Source organism: Allohahella sp. A8 (assembly GCF_047946665.1).
Classification (GTDB): domain Bacteria; phylum Pseudomonadota; class Gammaproteobacteria; order Pseudomonadales; family Oleiphilaceae; genus Allohahella.
This window is the reverse complement of sequence record NZ_CP172312.1, coordinates 2,141,407-2,157,705: the sequence shown is the minus strand read 5'-3', so window position 1 is coordinate 2,157,705 and position 16,299 is coordinate 2,141,407. Positions and strand designations below refer to the sequence as shown.

Sequence of the window (16,299 nt, the reverse complement as noted above, 5' to 3'; positions counted from 1 at the left end):
GCGCGCCCTATGAAAAAACCGACGGAAATGGATGCGCCAGGCGCCCAAAAGAAGGACTCTAAGGCAGCTGGATCGCTATTACCACCGCGTGTTGATGCTGACTCGTACTGCGATCGACGTGTCAGTCTGAAGGGCAGTATCCAGGTCAGGCAGCTGAAAAGGCTCGATAAAGTTCTAGTGGACAGTAGTTCGCAGACGATCAACGGCGCATTCGATTTTAGCCGTGACGAGCTTAAGCAGTCGATTGTTCAGGGCACCATCAAAGGTAGCGTTTTCGCTGAATGCCAGCGATGCGGCCAGCCGGTTGGCTTGAACATCGAAGCGACACGCGTATTTGGCCTCGCTCGTTCGGAAGCCGATTTTGAAGCAATGCCGGTAGAATATGAGCCGGTGCTGCTGGACAAGGGCAGTCTTGAGCTGCATACCCTTGTCGAAGACGAGTTACTGCTTACGGTGCCTCAGTTCGTGTATCACGAGCCGCTGCCGGTTGATGGCGAAATAGGTGATCTGCAGCTCAGACCGTGTGACCTGCAGTCCACGGTCACGGTAGGTTCTGTTGAGCCTGAAACTGATGCAGATGACGTGGTTGCAGAGCCAGCAGGTGCAGCCAGTACGGAGACTCACAGACCTTTCGAGGGTCTGGACAAACTATTAGGGTCTAAAGAATAACTGGTCCTGCCAGTGCGATTGCGATGCAATCCGGCGGGATCTCACAGCAATTTTCCTGAAAATGATTTGAAAGGGGTTTCACAATGGCAGTTCAGAAAAGCAAGAAAAGTCGTGCAATGCGCGGCATGAGACGTTCGCATGACGCACTTTCTGCGCCTGCTCTGTCTACCGATCCAACTACTGGTGAGCGTCATCGTCGTCACCACATCACTGCTGATGGTTTTTACCGCGGCAAGAAGGTCATCGAGACTGAGCAGGAATAAACTGCTCAGTTAGGCCTGCTGAGAAGGCAGCCGAGTGATGGCTGCGAACTGCACGATCGCCGTTGACGCAATGGGCGGTGATCGTGGGCCCGGCGTCGTGTATCAGGCCATAGTCGATGTGCTTGAAACCGACCCGGCGCTCAAGATTATTGTTTTCAATCAGACGGTTGCCCAGTCAGCTGTGATGCCCGGCATTGCAGATGCTGATCTGAAGGCTCTGCTCGCTGATGGTCGGCTAGAAGTCAGACACTCTGCGAGTGTCATCGACAAGTCCGATAAACCTACCTATGCCTATAAGCATCGTGCTGACAGTAGCATGGCTGACGCTCTGCGGTGTGTAGCTGCGCAAGAAGCACAGGCTTGTGTCACTCCAGGCAATACAGGCGCCCTGCTTGTCTTTGCCAAAGCGCTTGTCGGCACTCATACCAGTATCGAGCGCCCGGCTTTTATCAAGCGTCTCCAGCTTGGCTCGGCCATTTCCTACGTACTTGACCTGGGTGCCAACGTCGACTGTCGGGGCGAGAGACTGTTCCAGTTTGCCGTGATGGGCTCGGCGCTGGTGTCTGCTCTGCATGATATCGAGCGACCTCAGATAGCCTTGTTGAATATCGGATCTGAAGACATCAAGGGCAATGAGCAGGTCCGCCTCGCAGCTCGGCTCATTGAGGAAGCGAAGTGGCTGAACTATCGTGGTTTCGTCGAGGGTGGGGCGCTGTTCAATTCAGACGCCAATGTCATCGTGTGCGATGGCTTCGTCGGCAATGCGGCGCTGAAAGCCGGGGAAGAAGTTGCCCGGCAGATTCTGAAGCAGGTCGATGCGATGCTCACTGGCCACTGGTGGTCTTTCTTTGTCAGACGGCTGTCGCGTCCGCTTTTCGCCCGTATCCGTCTCGGAATTGATCCTGACCACAACAATGGCGCCTCCCTCGTGGGACTACTCGGGACCGTCGTCAAGAGCCATGGTGCCGCCGATCGGCGCGGATTTGCAGCAGCCTTGAGGCAGGCGGCATCAGAAGCCCGATCAGAAGTGGCGCTCAGAGTCTGTCGCGAGCTTGATAGCATTGCTTTTAATGCTTAATGTAGGCGCCTTCCAATAATATGAATAACCAAGGTAACACTGCATGAGCTATGCGCTTGTCTTCCCTGGCCAGGGCGCCCAATCAATTGGCATGCTTCAGCCGCTCGCTGAAATGAGTGCCATCATTGCTGACACCTACGCAGAGGCCTCTGAGGCCCTTGGCTATGACTTATGGGCGGTAGTATGCGATGGTCCTGAGTCGAAACTGAACTCAACTGAATATACCCAGCCAGCAATCCTTGTCGGCAGTGTGGCCGTTTATCGAATGCTCAGAAGCGGTCAGTTTGAAATCGAAGGCTTCAGTGGTGAAGCGCCAGTCGCCGTGGCGGGGCACAGTCTTGGTGAATATTCCGCGCTCTGTGCTGCCGGTACCGTGCAACTCGGTGCTGCAGCCAGACTCGTTGCCGAGCGGGGCCGCCTCATGCAGGCAGCAGTCGCCGGTATGGACACCGCCATGGCCGCAGTTCTTGGTCTTGAGGACCAGGATGTGATCAATGTCTGTGAGCATCTTTCCCAGACGATGGGACAGAAAGAATTGGTGGCAGCTGTTAACTTCAACTGTCCTGGTCAGGTCGTGATTGCGGGTACCAAAAAAGCTGTTGCCCGCGCATCGGAACAGCTGAAAGGAGAGGGTGCCAAACGTATTGTTCCAGTCCCAGTCAGCGTTCCCAGTCACTGTATTCTCATGAAGTCGGCCGCTGAGGAATTGGCTGAGGCCATTGAGACAGCAGTTGTGAGCGCGCCGGCCGTGCCTGTTATTCAGAATCTCGACGGTGAAGTGGCGCAAGATTTGAAGACTGTAAAAGACAAGCTGGTACGCCAGCTCTATACGCCGGTTCAGTGGGTTAGCAGCATGCAGACGCTGCTTCGCTATCAGCCGACCGTCGTGCTCGAATGTGGTCCAGGCGCGGTGCTCAGCGGTCTGCTCAAGAAGATAGATCGCTCTGTGTCCGTCAAGGCTCTTTCGCGAGCTTCGGAGTGGCGTGCGGCCGGCGAAGCAGCAGCCAATGAGGTGGCGGGCTAATGGCAGCAAATGATTCACAGATTCGAGTTGCCGTTGTAACCGGAGCCTCCAGAGGCATCGGAGCAGCCATAGCTTGCGCCCTGGTCGATGCAGGTATTGTCGTTATCGGCACCGCTACGAATGAAAACGGCGCCGCTGCAATTACGACGGCCCTTCAGGGTCGGCCCTCATCAGCGGCCCCGTCTTCGAAGGGCTGTGTTCTTGACGTCAGCAATGCCGAAAGCCTTGCTGGATTTACTGAGCAGCTTCAGGCCGAAAAGATCGTTGTGAGTATCCTGGTCAACAACGCGGGCGTGACCAGTGACAATCTGCTCATGCGTATGAAAGACGAGGCCTGGGACAGTGTAATCGCCACCAATCTCAGTGGCGTGTTCCGACTGTCCAGATATTTCTGCAAAGGCATGATGAAGCAGCGCTGGGGACGTATCGTCAACATCAGCTCTGTCGTAGCCAGTATGGGTAATGCAGGCCAAACCAACTATGCGGCCTCTAAAGCTGGCGTCGAAGGCTTGAGCCGCGCTATGGCGAAGGAGCTGGGCTCACGAAATATAACAGTCAATTCAGTGGCGCCCGGTTTCATCGAAACCGATATGACTGCGGGATTGAGCCAGGATCAGCGAGACGCGATGCAGGATGCCATTGCGTTACAGCGTCTCGGCCAGCCCAACGAGGTTGCGGCCCTGGTCGCCTTCCTCTGCTCAGACTCAGCCGGCTATATCACCGGCGAAACAATCCATGTAAATGGTGGGCTCTATATGGGCTAGAGGCTTCGCCTCGGTCCTTTTTTGTTGGTACACTACGGCTCTGGCATTCGGAGCCGGTTTTAAATGAAGCGAGGAATATATGAGTACTGTTGAAGAACGCGTCAAGAAGATTGTTTGCGAACAACTGGGCGTGAAAGAGTCTGACGTGCAACTGACTTCCAAGTTCGTGGAAGATCTCGGTGCTGACTCGCTGGACACCGTCGAGCTGGTTATGGCGCTCGAAGAAGAATTCGAGACGGAGATTCCTGACGAGGAAGCTGAGAAAATTACTGCGGTTCAGGATGCTATCGATTACATCGTTTCGCATCAGTAGCATCTGATTGCTCCAGGGTAACGGATGTTTCTGCTGGCGGACTGGTCTCGTAAGCGGCCTGCTGTCAGTATTTCCCATGCCAGGGTCGTATATCCAGCTGGCGTCGATGCAGCTGACTGATAACAGTTGAGCGGCGCCGTGTTTTCTGAGCTGGACCGATGTTTCCGCTATGGAGACGGGCTTTTCGAAACTATTCTTTTTGTTGATCAGGAGCCGGTGCTCTTTGATGAGCATATCCTTCGTTTAACACGCGGCGTGCAACGTCTGGCCCTCGACTATGTTGTGGACCCGGCGAACCTGCTCAAGCGCTGTCGACTAGCCCGTAACACGGCGACGGAGCTCGCTTCCGCCCAGCGTCATGTGGTGCGAGTGCAACTGTCAAGAGGTGAGGGCGGACGTGGTTACACACCGCCTGATCCACCCTCGATCGTTCGTGAAGTCATCACCTGTCATGCAATCCCTCTCATTCCAGATGTGATCAAGGTGCGTCTTCTCGACACTCGCTTGATGATCAGTCGACTGCTATGTGGCATAAAACACTGCAGTCGGCTTGAGCAGGTTCTCGCGGCAAGCGAGTTACTCACAGGCAATAAAAATGGAAATGCTTGCTGTTGGGAGGGCCTGATGCATGACGAGCTCGGTTTTCTGATTGAAGGCACCCGTAGCAATATAATCATTGAGACCAAAGGTCGTCTGCTGACGCCCTTGCTCGATAGGAGTGGTCTACGGAGTACTCTCCTCGATTCATTAAATGCGTCAAACGCGGGATCGGAAGCCGTTAAGTCTGTCCGCATGCGGCTGGATGTAGATGGGGGACTGCAGGTGCTTGATCAGGTGCTGAATGACGAATGGCTGCCAGCGGACAGACTGCCTCCCACGGCTTGGGAGGCCTGCCCCATAGATGGTCTCGCACTCTGCAACAGCGTGATGGGTGTGCGCCCAGTGAGTGAACTGGCTGAAATAAAGCTGCCCAGCGGTCGGCTGATCACGAATTTCGCTGCTGAATTGAATGCCAGGTGTGGCTATGCCTGATCATGGCGCTAACAACAATAACCATAGAGGCTCAGGATGCTGAAGCGCTTAATGATCACGGCCGTGGTACTGCTTTTCCTTACGCTGGCTGCTGCAGGTGTGGCGTGGTTCTGGCTGCAGAATGCCCTCGAGCGCAGCGGACCAATGCAAGAGGCCGTAGAGCTTCACGTGAAGCCCGGGTCGAGTTTGCGCGCTGTGGCGGGTTCCCTTGCAGAAGCAGGTGTCATCGAACATGACTGGCTGATGTACTACTGGGGCCGATACAAAGGGTACGATCGGGGTGTGAGGGCCGGTGAATACCGCTTCGAACCGGGCATGGTGCTCGAGGATATATTCGCCTTGCTGCAGAGCGGCTCCAATGTACAGTACCTGTTTACGATAGTTGAAGGCTGGCGAACTGGTGATATGCTCCAAGCGCTCAGCCAGCAGGAGCGACTCCAACACACGCTCACGGCCCAGTCCGCGGTAGAGCTCGCACAGGAGCTTGAGTTCCCCGAAACAAATGCAGAGGGACTGTTCTTGCCTGAAACCTACAGCTATCGCCGAGGTGAGACTGACCGCTCGGTTTTGCTCCGGGCCAATCAGGCCCTGCGACTTGTGCTTGAACAGAGCTGGCAATCGCGAGCCCCTGACTTGCCTTTAAATACGCCTTACGAGGCGCTGATACTGGCCTCCCTGATTGAAAAGGAAACTGGGGTCGTTGAAGAACGACAGCGTATTGCCGGTGTTTTCACTTCCCGCTTGAAACAGGGTATGCGACTGCAGACCGATCCAACGGTCATTTATGGTATTGGCGAAAGCTATGATGGCAATATCACCCGCAAGCATCTTCAGACCATGTCTCCGTATAATACCTACCTCATCAGCGGTCTCCCGCCGACGCCAATCGCACTGCCGGGCGCTGCCGCAATCATGGCGGCGACGCAACCCGATGAAACCGGCGAGCTTTACTTCGTGGCGCGCGGCGACGGTTCGCATAAGTTCTCCAGAACTTATCCTGAACATCAGGAGGCGGTGAAGGAGTTTCAGCTCCAGAGGCGCCAGGATTATCGATCGGCTCCGGCCGTGCAGTTGGAGAAATAGCCTTGCGCTCGAACGATCATGTTGAATCTGGCACACCTGCGCGAAGAGGACTTTTCGTCACCATAGAGGGGACTGAAGGCGCCGGCAAAAGCACCAACCAGCGTTTCATAGCGGGCCTGCTTAGTGCACACGGCGCTGTAGAGCAAACCAGGGAGCCGGGGGGGACTACGCTCGGCGAGGAGCTCAGAGCGCTGCTGCTCAAGGTGCGCCCTGAAACCTTCCGGTTTAGTGCGATGGCTGAACTCCTGCTGATATTCGCAGCCAGGGCACAGCACGTGGAAGAGAAGATCCTGCCAGCACTGGAGGCCGGTGTCCATGTAGTCAGTGATCGCTTTACCGACGCCACCTACGCCTATCAGGGCGCCGCACGGGGGCTGGACCCGGCGATTATTCGTCAGCTTGAAATTAGCTGCATCGGCGATCTACAACCCGATCTGACTATTTTCCTGAAGGTTGATGCGGCCACTGGACTGGAGCGGGTCCGTGCACGAGGCGAAAGCGATCGTTTCGAGCAGGAGAAGATCAGCTTCTTCGAGTCGGTTCAGCAGGGCTATCTGCGTCGGGCTGAGACCTTTCCGGCTCGCTTTCTCATCATTGATGCAAACCAGCCCCTCGATCAGGTCCAGTGCGCCATAGGCGAGGCGGTCGGCAGGGCTCTCGATAGGCGTTGAGTCAGAGAACATAAAAAAACCGGGCACTAGGCCCGGTCTGATGAGATTGATTGTTCCAAGAGCATTGTTCCGGGAAGGAACAATGCTCTCAGTCGATTCAAGCAGAGAGTCTGGTCACTGATTCCTTTGACTTATCAACATAATTCTCCATCGTGTGGAAATTCATGTAGCGATAGATGTCACCAGACATGCTGTCGATTTTCGCGGCGTACTCCATGTACTCCTCGACCGTCGGCAGACGGCCTTTGACAGCGCCAATGGCTGCCAGCTCTGCAGAAGTCAGGTAGACGTTCGCGCCATCGCCCAGTCGGTTCGGGAAGTTACGGGTAGAAGTCGACAGTACAGTCGCGCCAGCTTCGACTCGTGCCTGGTTACCCATGCAGAGTGAACAGCCTGGCATTTCGGTGCGCACGTCGTTCTTCTTGTAGATGTCGTAGTAGCCTTCGTCGATCAGCTGCTTCTCGTCCATCTTGGTCGGCGGAGACATCCACAGGCGAACCTGCAGTGGCTCGGAGTTCTGCTCGAGCAGTTTGCCAGCCGCGCGGAAGTGACCGATGTTGGTCATGCACGAACCGATGAACACTTCGTTGACCTTGTCGCCAGCGACGCTTGAAAGCAGACGGGCATCGTCCGGGTCGTTAGGTGCGCAAACGATCGGCTCCTTGATTTCACTCAGGTCGATTTCCAGCACTTCAGCATATTCAGCATCGGCATCAGCCCGCATCAGGGAAGGCTTGGCCAGCCAGTCTTCCATAGCCTTGGCACGACGCTCAAGGGTACGGATATCGCCGTAGCCTTCCGCGATCATCCAGCGCAGCATGATGATGTTCGACTTCAGGTACTCTGCAACAGAGGCTTCTGACAGTGTGATGGTGCAACCTGCAGCAGAGCGCTCGGCAGAGGCATCGCTCAATTCGAACGCCTGCTCGACGGTCAGGTCTTCCAGGCCTTCGATCTCGAGTACGCGACCAGAGAAGGCGTTCTTCTTGCCCTTCTTGTCTACAGTCAGCAGACCCTTCTGAATGCCGTAATACGGGATCGCGTGCACGAGGTCACGCAGGGTGATGCCCGGCTGCTTCTTGCCCTTGAATCGCACCAGAACCGACTCAGGCATGTCCAGCGGCATGACGCCAGTCGCGGCACCGAAGGCTACCAGGCCAGAACCGGCCGGAAAGGAAATGCCCATCGGGAAACGGGTGTGCGAATCGCCGCCGGTGCCGACGGTGTCAGGCAGCAGCATGCGGTTGAGCCAGCTGTGGATGATGCCGTCGCCAGGACGAAGTGAGACACCGCCGCGGTTCATGATGAAATCAGGCATGGTGTGCTGCATTTCGACGTCGATCGGCTTCGGATAGGCTGCCGTGTGACAGAAGGACTGCATGACCAGGTCGGCAGAGAAGCCCAAGCAAGCCAGGTCTTTCAGCTCGTCACGGGTCATCGGGCCAGTGGTGTCCTGTGAACCGACTGTGGTCAGCTTTGGTTCGCAGTACAGGCCAGACCGTACGCCTTCAACGCCGCAAGCCTTGCCAACCATCTTCTGCGCCAGGGTGTAACCCTTGTTGGAATCAGCCGGTGCCTGTGGGCGACGGAATACCTTGGAGTGGGACATGCCCAGTGATTCGCGAGCCTTGTCAGTCAGACCACGACCGATGATCAGGTTGATACGGCCACCAGCCTGGACTTCGTCGAGCAGTACATCGGACTTCAGTTCGAACTCCGACAGCACGTCGCCGGATTCGGACAGGATCTTGCCGTCGTACGGGCGAATCTCGACCACGTCGCCCATGTTCAGCTCATCGACAGGTGCTTCGAAAACGAGGGCGCCGGCATCTTCCATGGTGTTGTAGAAGATAGGGGCTACCTTGTTACCGATACAGATACCGCCAGACTTTTTGTTGGGAACGCCTGGGATGTCTTCACCGAAAAACCACAATACCGAGTTGGTGGCTGATTTTCGTGAGGAACCTGTTCCAACTACATCGCCAACGAAGGCGACCTTGATACCGCGGCTGAGCAGATCATCGAGCTGCTTCATCGGGCCGACCTTGCCCGGTTCGTCAGGTGTCAGACCTTCACGGGCCATCTTGTACATGGCACGGGCGTGCAGTGGGATGTCAGGGCGCGACCAGGCATCAGGTGCTGGTGAGAGGTCATCAGTATTGGTTTCGCCAGTGACCTTGAACACGGCCACGCGGATGCTCTCAGGCACTTTCTCACGCTTGGTGAACCATTCGGCATCGGCCCATGATTGCATAACAGCCTTGGCATGCTCGTTACCAGCCTGTGCTTTTTCTTCGACATCGTGAAACATATCGAACATCAGCAGGGTGTGCTTGAGCTCGGTTGCTGCCATTGCAGCATACTCGCTGTCATCAAGCAGTTCGACCAGTGTGGCGATGTTGTAGCCACCGAGCATGTTGCCCAGTATCTTGATGGCACGCGCACGATCGATCAGCGGGGAAGTGGTCTCGCCCTTGGCGATGGCAGACAGGAAGCCAGCCTTGACGTAGGCCGCTTCGTCCACGCCAGGTGGTACGCGATTTTCGAGCAGGTCGAGAAGGAAATCCTCTTCACCAGCAGGTGGATTCTTCAACAGTTCTACGAGCCCGGCGACCTGATCGGCGTCCAGGGGCTTTGGAACGACGCCCTCAGCTTGTCTCTCTTCTACATGTTTGCGATAGGCTTCTAGCACAGATCTTTCCTCGTGTCGGGACAAAGTACGAACGTCGATAGTTCGGCTGGCGCAGGTGGTCGCGCAGTTCGGGCGCACATTCTACGCGAAATGTGCGCGTAAGTTAATCTTTACCGGTGGGGGGAGGGGAGGGCCATTCCTGGAGACAACAACCGGCTGCTTTGAGGATAGCACGGGCGCCAGAATCTGAATTCGGATAGACTTTAAGGTTCTAATGAATCAGGAAATAGCAGGAATTTGCCCGTGTCATACCACGCTCCACAGGATCAAGCGCTGTCTGCCCAGCTGTTAAGCATGCTTGCCGATATCAAGGCTTTTTTGGGTGTCTCAACGCCGACGCTCTGGCTGCAGACGGCGGTGAATAATCTGGAAGCTCTGCTTGTAGACCATGCCCAGTGCGAGAAGAAGGCGGCATCGGCGGCCATGCAGCTCATGTTTCGCTATCCCCAGGACGCAGAGTTGTGTCGGCGGATGTCAAAGCTGGCGAGGGAGGAACTGCGTCATTTCGAGCAGGTTGCTGCACATATGCAGGCCAGGCAGATCGTCGATCGTCAGCAGACGGCCTCGCGCTACGCAAGTTCTCTGAAGACTCATATTCGCAAGGATGAACCGCATCGTCTGATCGATGCCCTGCTGGTCGGCGCCTTTATAGAAGCACGTTCCTGTGAGCGCTTCGCAGCCCTCGTGCCATGGCTAGTCGACACCGGTCGGCCAGCAGATCTTGAACTGGCTGACTTCTATCGAGGCTTGCTGGCTTCGGAGGGACGACATTTCAAGCACTACATCGAACTGGCTGAAGCGCGTGCTGGCTATTCACTAGAGGCGCGGCTGGCCGAACTGCGAGCAGTCGAAAATACGCTGGTCATCGCGCCAGACGAGACTTTCCGCTTCCATAGCGGGCCACCTCTGCTGCTGGCAGGCTGATTCGACAGCTGTCAAAGATCGCCCGCCGACTTTGCCAGATGGTCTGGAGACAAACGCAGCAGCCTGATGCCATCTTCGTTTGCACGTATGTAATGCATATGCTCATGCCAGTCGCCCAGGACATAGCGTAACCGGGGCGTGGCGCCGTCGCCAGGCGTTGCGTGCAGGGCCGGACGGTGCGTATGACCATGAATCATCACGTCGCAGTCATTCCTGTCGAAGCAGCCAGCCACTGCAGCCGCATTCACATCCATGATGTCCTGGGCCTTGGTCGAGTTGTCTGCCTGGCTCATCGTTCGGAGTTGCGCCGCCAGTTTGAGCCTGTCCTCGACGGGACGCGCGAGTACCGTCCGCTGCCAGGCCTGATCGCGTGTCAGGCTGCGAAACTTCTGGTAACGCACGTCGTCGGTGCAGAGACTGTCGCCATGCAGGAGCACGACCTTCCGGCCATAGATGTCAGTGACGTATGGATCGGGCAGCAGTGTACCGCCACATCGCTTCGCAAAGTCATCGCCCAGTAGGAAGTCCCTGTTTCCATGCATGAGGAAGATATCGCAGCCGGACCGGCCCAGCCGCTCAAGTCGCTCTGCAATCTCGTTCTGCCACGGCGCGGTGGCATCGTCACCTATCCAGGCTTCAAAGAAGTCACCGAGTATATAGAGTGCATTTGCGCTCGCCTCGATGGCATCCAGAAATCTGTGAAAGAACAGGAGTACACCTGGTCGCGACTCGTCCAGGTGCAGGTCACTTATGAAATAGGTGTGCTGCTTGATCGCCAAGGGGAAGGGCGTCCTTTTACTTGGCTGAATCGACGATCGTGGCCTTCTTGATGATCACGTCATCAGCAGGTACATCCTGGTGCATACCTTTCACTGTCGTTTCGACCGATTTTATCTTGTCGACCACGTCCATGCCCTTGACGACTTCGCCGAACACCGCATAGCCCCAGCCTTCGGTCGTCTTGGCGCTGTGGTCAAGGAAACCGTTGTCTGCCACGTTAATGAAGAACTGCGCGCTCGCTGAATGGGGGTCCATGGTTCGAGCCATGGCGACGGTGCCTTTCTTGTTGCCCAGGCCATTGTCGGCTTCGTTCTGAATTGGCTCGCCAGTCTTCTTGGTCTTCATGCCTGGCTCGAAACCGCCGCCCTGAACCATGAAGTTGGAGATGACACGGTGGAAGATCGTGCCGTCGTAAAAACCGTCTTTGACATACTTCTCGAAATTGGCTGCTGTCTTTGGCGCTTTCTCATGGTTGAGTTCGATGTAGATATCGCCCATGGAGGTTTCGAGTTTGACCATTGATGAGTCTTCCTGTGTGGCTTTGGGTTTGATAACGCGTCTGCCATTGCTTAGCTAGGCAACTTGCTGGAAAATAGCAGGTTTGATCACAGAGTTCACCTCTGTATCTTCATTCAGCATTCACAGAGAGCATCATGGCAGATTCCAGTGCTAGCGGCACGCCCACAGGCGCGGCAGATAGCGAGTCCAATACCGAAAAGCGGCACGCTGACGTGCATAATTTCATCCTTGCCAGAGTGGACAAGGCGCTTTCCGAGGGGCTGGATCCATCCGCCCTGCGCACACGCTTTCCGCCCGAGCCCAACGGCTTTCTCCACCTGGGTCATGCCAAGTCCATTTGCCTGAACTACAGTGTGGCGGAGCGTGGCGACGGTGCCACCATGAATCTGCGCTTCGATGATACCAATCCCGAGAAGGAAGAGCAGACCTACATAGACGCGATCCGCGAAGACGTGCTCTGGTTGTTGAATGAGGACGGCAAGGCCAAGCAGCTCACCGATCTGCCCAGTTTCGGTGTGGAGCGTTTCGCTTCAAGTTATTTCGAAGAGATTTATCAGGCAGCGCGACAGCTGATCAACAAGGGCCTCGCCTTTGTTTGCAGTCTGACGCCTGAGGAGATGACTCAGACTCGCGGCACCCTGACCTCGCCTGGTCAGAATAGCCCATATCGCGACCGCTCCGTTGAGGAGAACGTCAAGCTGTTCGAGGCCATGCGAAACGGCGAATTCGAAGATGGTCAGCATACGCTGCGAGCAAAGATCGATATGGCGTCGCCGAATATCAATATGCGCGATCCCATCCTGTATCGGATTCGCAGAACCGAGCATCATCAGACCGGCGCGATCTGGCCTATTTTCCCGATGTACGATTTCACGCATCCCATCAGCGATGCGCTCGAAGGTATCAGCCATAGTCTGTGCACTCTGGAGTTCGAAGATCATCGGCCGTTGTATGACTGGGTAATGCGGGAAGTCGACTTCGCGACGCTCGGCGCCCCGGATGTGCCAGCACTGCCGGTGCAAATCGAGTTCGCCCGCCTGAATCTCAATTACACGGTGCTCAGCAAGCGTAAGCTCAAGCGACTGGTTGACGAGAACATTGTGAACGGCTGGGCTGATCCACGTATGCCGACGATCGCTGGCATGCGCGCCCGAGGTTTTACCGCGAAAGCACTCAATCACTTCTGTCGCATGATTGGGGTGACACGTAGCGACGCAGTGGTCGATGTGTCCACTCTGGAATTCGCTGTGCGTGAAGATCTCAACGAGCGCGCGCCAAGGGCCATGTGTGTGCAGGATCCGCTCAAGGTGATCATCACCAATTACCCTGAGGGTCAGACCGAGACGCTCGATGCGGCAAGGCATCCGCAAAATCCGGATTTTGGTGCTCGGACAGTGCCGTTCTCCAGAGAAATCTATATCGAGGCAGACGATTTCCGCGAAGAAGCGAACAAGAAGTTCAAACGTCTTGTTCTTGGCAAGGAAGTGCGCTTACGCAACGCCTATGTCATTCGCTGCGTGGATTGTGTGAAAGATGCTGCTGGGAAAATAACTGAGCTCCACTGCGAATATGACGACAAAACGCTGGGCCGTGATCCCGAAGATCGAAAAGTGAAAGGGGTCATCCACTGGGTGTCGGCCGCCCATGCGGTGCCGCTGACCCTGCATCTGTACGATAGATTGTTCAGTGAGCCCTTGCCTGAAGCCAATAAGGATGTCGACTTCCTGGAAGGTCTCAACCCCAACTCGCTGCAAGTCGTCGAGGGCGCGCTGGGTGAAGCCTCGCTGGCGCAGGATGGTGGCGGTTTTCCACTTCAGTTCGAGCGTACCGGCTATTTCATAGCAGCGGGGCCGCAGGCGCCCGGTGTTTACTACAGAACAGTCGCACTCCGTGACACCTGGGCTGGAGGTGCGGATGACAACGGCTGACACCAGCGTCGGGCCGGCGCCGGGAAGACTGTTCATTCACGACACAATGAGTGGTCAGAAGCGGCTGTTCGAACCTCTGCATGCTGCGGATAGCGGCGACGGCGCCACCGTAGGCATGTATGTCTGCGGGATGACCGTCTATGACTACTGCCACATCGGCCACGGACGGGTCATGGTGGCTTTCGATGTCATAACCCGTCATCTGCGGGCGCTAGGCTACCAGCTCAAGTACGTGCGCAATATCACCGACGTCGACGACAAGATTCTGAAGCGTGCGGCGGAGAACGGCGAAGACCCCGTGGCCCTGACTGATCGGTTCATCGATGCCATGCATCAGGATGAGCGCGCATTGGGAGTTCTGCCTCCCGATGCCGAGCCACGGGCCACTAGTCATATCGGCGGAATCATCGAGCTGATTCAGCGCCTGATTTCACAGCATGCTGCCTATCATGCCGATAATGGCGATGTGTATTTCTCCATCGAGGCCTTCCCGGAATACGGTAAGCTGAACCGGCGTAAAATCGAGGAGTCAGTCGCGGGCGCAAGGGTCGAGGTCAACGAGGCCAAGCGTCATCCTGCAGACTTCGTGCTCTGGAAGGCGGTATCAGAGTCTGATGCGGGCAGTAGCGGAGCGCCGCCACTGAGCTGGGAATCGCCGTGGGGGCAGGGCAGGCCTGGATGGCACATCGAATGTTCGGCAATGTCTTTCGACGAGCTTGGAGAATCTTTCGACATCCATGGCGGTGGTCCGGATCTCAAGTTCCCGCACCACGAAAATGAAATCGCACAGTCAGAGTGTGCATCCGGCAAGCAATTCGCCAATTTCTGGATGCATGCCGGAGCCGTCCGGGTGAACAAGGAGAAGATGTCCAAGTCATTGGGTAACTTCTTCACCATCCGCGAAATACTCGAAAAGTATCAGCCCGAAGTGCTGCGCTTCTTTCTGGTTTCGAGCCACTATAGAAGTGCTATCGATTATTCGGAGCAGGGGCTTGCAGAAGCGCGACAGGGGCTCGATCGACTATATCAGGCTTTACGTGATGCGTGTGGCCAGGAGGGGGCGAAAGCCGAGGTGCTGGACGAGGATCTTGTAGCGGCCTTCGATGCGGCCATGAACGATGATTTCAATACTGCCGGAGCGGTAGCCGTGCTTTTCACTGCTGCTAAAGAGCTCAACAAGCGCATTCGCACAGCAGAGCCGCCAGGCGAACAGCTGGCGACCTTGAAAGCGCTTGGCTCGCGACTTGGTTTGCTCGAACAGGATCCGGAAGCCTATTTCCTCTGGTCGCCAAAAACGGCTGATTCGGCGCTGGGCGAGGATGAGATAGAGCAGCTCATCGAGCAACGGAAGCAGGCGAAGCTAGCCGGTGATTATGCCGAGTCGGACAGGGTGCGGGATTACCTGTTGGCGCGTGGTGTCAAACTCAGAGACACCCGCGATGGTACCAGCTGGCAGCGCGTCGAGCCGTCCGGTCCTATTAAGGATTAAGCGTCGCCGCGAGTAGGGTATTCTCGAGCAGTGTAGCTACCGTCATGGGGCCCACGCCGCCCGGCACAGGCGTGATAAGCGAAGCACGCTGTGCGGCGGCGTCGAATTCCACATCGCCGCATAGTCTGCCGCACTCCAGTCGGTTGATGCCTACATCAATGACTACAGCGCCTGGCTTGATCCACTCGCCCTTTACCAGTCCCGGGATGCCAACCGCCACAATAAGAATATCCGCCATCGCCACCTTGTGAGCCAGATTGCTGGTGAACTTGTGGGTGACCGTCACCGTGCTGCCGACCAGCAGCATCTCCAGTGCCATGGGGCGACCGACGATATTCGATGCGCCGACTATTACGGTATCCTTGCCCTTGGGATCGATTCCACTTTTTTGTAGCAGGGTAATGATGCCCTTGGGCGTGCAAGGTCTGAGGGCCGGCATGCGCTGTGCCAGCCGTCCGATGTTATAGGGGTGGAAACCGTCCACGTCTTTCGCAGGATTGATGCGTTCGAGCAGTGGTGGGGCTTCCAGATGCCCAGGCAGAGGGAGTTGCAGCAGGATGCCATCGATTTCGCTATCAGCGTTGAGTTCGTCGATCAGCGATTCGAGTGCGGCTTGTGATGCATCTGACGGCAGGACGCAGCGGCGGGACATCACACCGACTTCTTCACAGGCTTTGGTCTTGTGACTTACATAGACGGCCGATGCAGGATCTTCACCTACGAGAATGACAGCGAGCCCCGGTGCGCGCAGGCCGTTCTTCGATCTTTCATCCACGGCCCGCTTCACTTCGGCTCGAATTCCGGCTGCAATCGCCTTGCCCGGTATGAGTCTTGCGCCACCCTTCACAGCTTCCTCAAACGTGAGCTCGGTTGCGGGGCGGTGGTCGTGGCTGATAGTAGACTTGTTCTCGGTCGGCATGAATGGTCTCTGGCTGGGAATCCGTTGTCGAAGGCGGCGCGTTGACTGGCGGCGTTTCGAGGCTGTGTTGGCGGCACAAGTGTAGCGAAATTTGCTCGTGCTGGTAAGCATGGCCTGGTTCGCGAGCGCCTCGGTCTCTGTGATGCAGAGC

16 protein-coding genes are annotated in these 16,299 nt (G+C 56.3%); 12 read left to right on the top strand and 4 right to left on the bottom strand.

Annotation, left to right across the window (positions count from 1 at the left end):
* The first annotated feature begins 9 nt into the window (after window positions 1-9).
* The 9 genes from ACH3PB_RS09615 (at window position 10) to tmk (ending at window position 6,897) form a co-directional block, all read left to right on the top strand.
* Window positions 10-669 (top strand): YceD family protein, encoded by a 660-nt coding sequence (locus ACH3PB_RS09615; RefSeq protein WP_416399260.1) that lies wholly within the window; start codon window positions 10-12, stop codon window positions 667-669.
* An 83-nt stretch (window positions 670-752) separates the two neighbouring features.
* Complete coding sequence (gene rpmF / locus ACH3PB_RS09610; protein WP_344803581.1) at window positions 753-932, top strand: 50S ribosomal protein L32; 180 nt, start codon at window positions 753-755, stop codon at window positions 930-932.
* 37 nt (window positions 933-969) lie between these two features.
* Window positions 970-2,010, top strand: a complete 1,041-nt coding sequence (gene plsX, locus ACH3PB_RS09605) for a phosphate acyltransferase PlsX (RefSeq protein WP_416399259.1) — start codon at window positions 970-972, stop codon at window positions 2,008-2,010.
* A gap of 43 nt (window positions 2,011-2,053) precedes the next feature.
* Window positions 2,054-3,034 carry an ACP S-malonyltransferase gene (gene fabD, locus ACH3PB_RS09600; protein ID WP_416399258.1) on the top strand — a complete coding sequence of 327 codons (981 nt, stop codon included), beginning with the start codon at window positions 2,054-2,056 and terminating at the stop codon, window positions 3,032-3,034.
* Window positions 3,034-3,798, top strand: a complete 765-nt coding sequence (fabG, locus tag ACH3PB_RS09595) for a 3-oxoacyl-ACP reductase FabG (RefSeq protein WP_416399257.1) — start codon at window positions 3,034-3,036, stop codon at window positions 3,796-3,798. The genes fabD and fabG overlap by 1 nt, the downstream gene beginning before the upstream one ends.
* Before the next feature lie 79 nt (window positions 3,799-3,877).
* Window positions 3,878-4,111, top strand: coding sequence for an acyl carrier protein (gene acpP, locus ACH3PB_RS09590; RefSeq protein ID WP_344803589.1), 234 nt, complete (start codon window positions 3,878-3,880; stop codon window positions 4,109-4,111).
* A 138-nt stretch (window positions 4,112-4,249) separates the two neighbouring features.
* On the top strand, window positions 4,250-5,143 hold the full coding sequence (locus ACH3PB_RS09585) for an aminotransferase class IV (RefSeq protein ID WP_416399256.1): 894 nt from the start codon (window positions 4,250-4,252) through the stop codon (window positions 5,141-5,143).
* Between the two features lie 36 nt (window positions 5,144-5,179).
* Window positions 5,180-6,226: an endolytic transglycosylase MltG gene (gene mltG / locus ACH3PB_RS09580; RefSeq protein WP_416399255.1), complete on the top strand. Its 1,047-nt coding sequence runs from the start codon at window positions 5,180-5,182 to the stop codon at window positions 6,224-6,226.
* 2 nt (window positions 6,227-6,228) lie between these two features.
* Complete coding sequence (gene tmk, locus ACH3PB_RS09575) at window positions 6,229-6,897, top strand: dTMP kinase (protein WP_416399254.1); 669 nt, start codon at window positions 6,229-6,231, stop codon at window positions 6,895-6,897.
* Window positions 6,898-6,994: 97 nt separating this feature from the next.
* Here tmk and acnB read toward each other — a convergent pair whose 3' ends face one another.
* On the bottom strand, window positions 6,995-9,589 hold the full coding sequence (acnB, locus tag ACH3PB_RS09570) for a bifunctional aconitate hydratase 2/2-methylisocitrate dehydratase (RefSeq protein WP_416399253.1): 2,595 nt from the start codon (window positions 9,587-9,589) through the stop codon (window positions 6,995-6,997).
* Between the two features lie 243 nt (window positions 9,590-9,832).
* Between acnB and ACH3PB_RS09565 the strand changes: the two genes are divergently transcribed.
* Window positions 9,833-10,513 (top strand): tRNA-(ms[2]io[6]A)-hydroxylase, encoded by a 681-nt coding sequence (locus ACH3PB_RS09565; protein ID WP_416399251.1) that lies wholly within the window; start codon window positions 9,833-9,835, stop codon window positions 10,511-10,513.
* A gap of 11 nt (window positions 10,514-10,524) precedes the next feature.
* On the opposite strand, the gene ACH3PB_RS09560 is transcribed toward ACH3PB_RS09565, so the two are convergent.
* Both ACH3PB_RS09560 and ACH3PB_RS09555 read right to left on the bottom strand, forming a co-directional pair.
* Window positions 10,525-11,292 carry a UDP-2,3-diacylglucosamine diphosphatase gene (locus ACH3PB_RS09560; protein WP_416399250.1) on the bottom strand — a complete coding sequence of 256 codons (768 nt, stop codon included), beginning with the start codon at window positions 11,290-11,292 and terminating at the stop codon, window positions 10,525-10,527.
* Between the two features lie 16 nt (window positions 11,293-11,308).
* Window positions 11,309-11,812 (bottom strand): peptidylprolyl isomerase, encoded by a 504-nt coding sequence (locus tag ACH3PB_RS09555; RefSeq protein WP_416399249.1) that lies wholly within the window; start codon window positions 11,810-11,812, stop codon window positions 11,309-11,311.
* A gap of 134 nt (window positions 11,813-11,946) precedes the next feature.
* On the opposite strand from ACH3PB_RS09555, the gene ACH3PB_RS09550 reads away from it, so the two are divergent.
* Complete coding sequence (locus tag ACH3PB_RS09550) at window positions 11,947-13,740, top strand: glutamine--tRNA ligase/YqeY domain fusion protein (RefSeq protein WP_416399248.1); 1,794 nt, start codon at window positions 11,947-11,949, stop codon at window positions 13,738-13,740.
* On the top strand, window positions 13,727-15,229 hold the full coding sequence (cysS, locus tag ACH3PB_RS09545) for a cysteine--tRNA ligase (RefSeq protein WP_416399247.1): 1,503 nt from the start codon (window positions 13,727-13,729) through the stop codon (window positions 15,227-15,229). Before ACH3PB_RS09550 ends, cysS begins: the two co-directional genes overlap by 14 nt.
* Here cysS and folD read toward each other — a convergent pair.
* Complete coding sequence (folD, locus tag ACH3PB_RS09540) at window positions 15,219-16,148, bottom strand: bifunctional methylenetetrahydrofolate dehydrogenase/methenyltetrahydrofolate cyclohydrolase FolD (protein WP_416399245.1); 930 nt, start codon at window positions 16,146-16,148, stop codon at window positions 15,219-15,221. The two genes, cysS and folD, sit on opposite strands and share 11 nt — an antisense overlap.
* Between the last annotated feature and the right edge of the window lie 151 nt (window positions 16,149-16,299).

Bases quoted from the DNA above. Each gene is read 5' to 3' on its own strand.
- rpmF (WP_344803581.1), top strand. From the start codon at position 753: ATGGCAGTTCAGAAAAGCAAGAAAAGTCGTGCAATGCGCGGCATGAGA.
- ACH3PB_RS09555 (WP_416399249.1), bottom strand. From the start codon at position 11,812: ATGGTCAAACTCGAAACCTCCATGGGCGATATCTACATCGAACTCAAC.
- fabD (WP_416399258.1), top strand. From the start codon at position 2,054: ATGAGCTATGCGCTTGTCTTCCCTGGCCAGGGCGCCCAATCAATTGGC.
- ACH3PB_RS09615 (WP_416399260.1), top strand. From the start codon at position 10: ATGAAAAAACCGACGGAAATGGATGCGCCAGGCGCCCAAAAGAAGGAC.
- acpP (WP_344803589.1), top strand. From the start codon at position 3,878: ATGAGTACTGTTGAAGAACGCGTCAAGAAGATTGTTTGCGAACAACTG.
- mltG (WP_416399255.1), top strand. From the start codon at position 5,180: ATGCTGAAGCGCTTAATGATCACGGCCGTGGTACTGCTTTTCCTTACG.
- plsX (WP_416399259.1), top strand. From the start codon at position 970: ATGGCTGCGAACTGCACGATCGCCGTTGACGCAATGGGCGGTGATCGT.
- ACH3PB_RS09550 (WP_416399248.1), top strand. From the start codon at position 11,947: ATGGCAGATTCCAGTGCTAGCGGCACGCCCACAGGCGCGGCAGATAGC.
- cysS (WP_416399247.1), top strand. From the start codon at position 13,727: ATGACAACGGCTGACACCAGCGTCGGGCCGGCGCCGGGAAGACTGTTC.
- folD (WP_416399245.1), bottom strand. From the start codon at position 16,148: ATGCCGACCGAGAACAAGTCTACTATCAGCCACGACCACCGCCCCGCA.
- fabG (WP_416399257.1), top strand. From the start codon at position 3,034: ATGGCAGCAAATGATTCACAGATTCGAGTTGCCGTTGTAACCGGAGCC.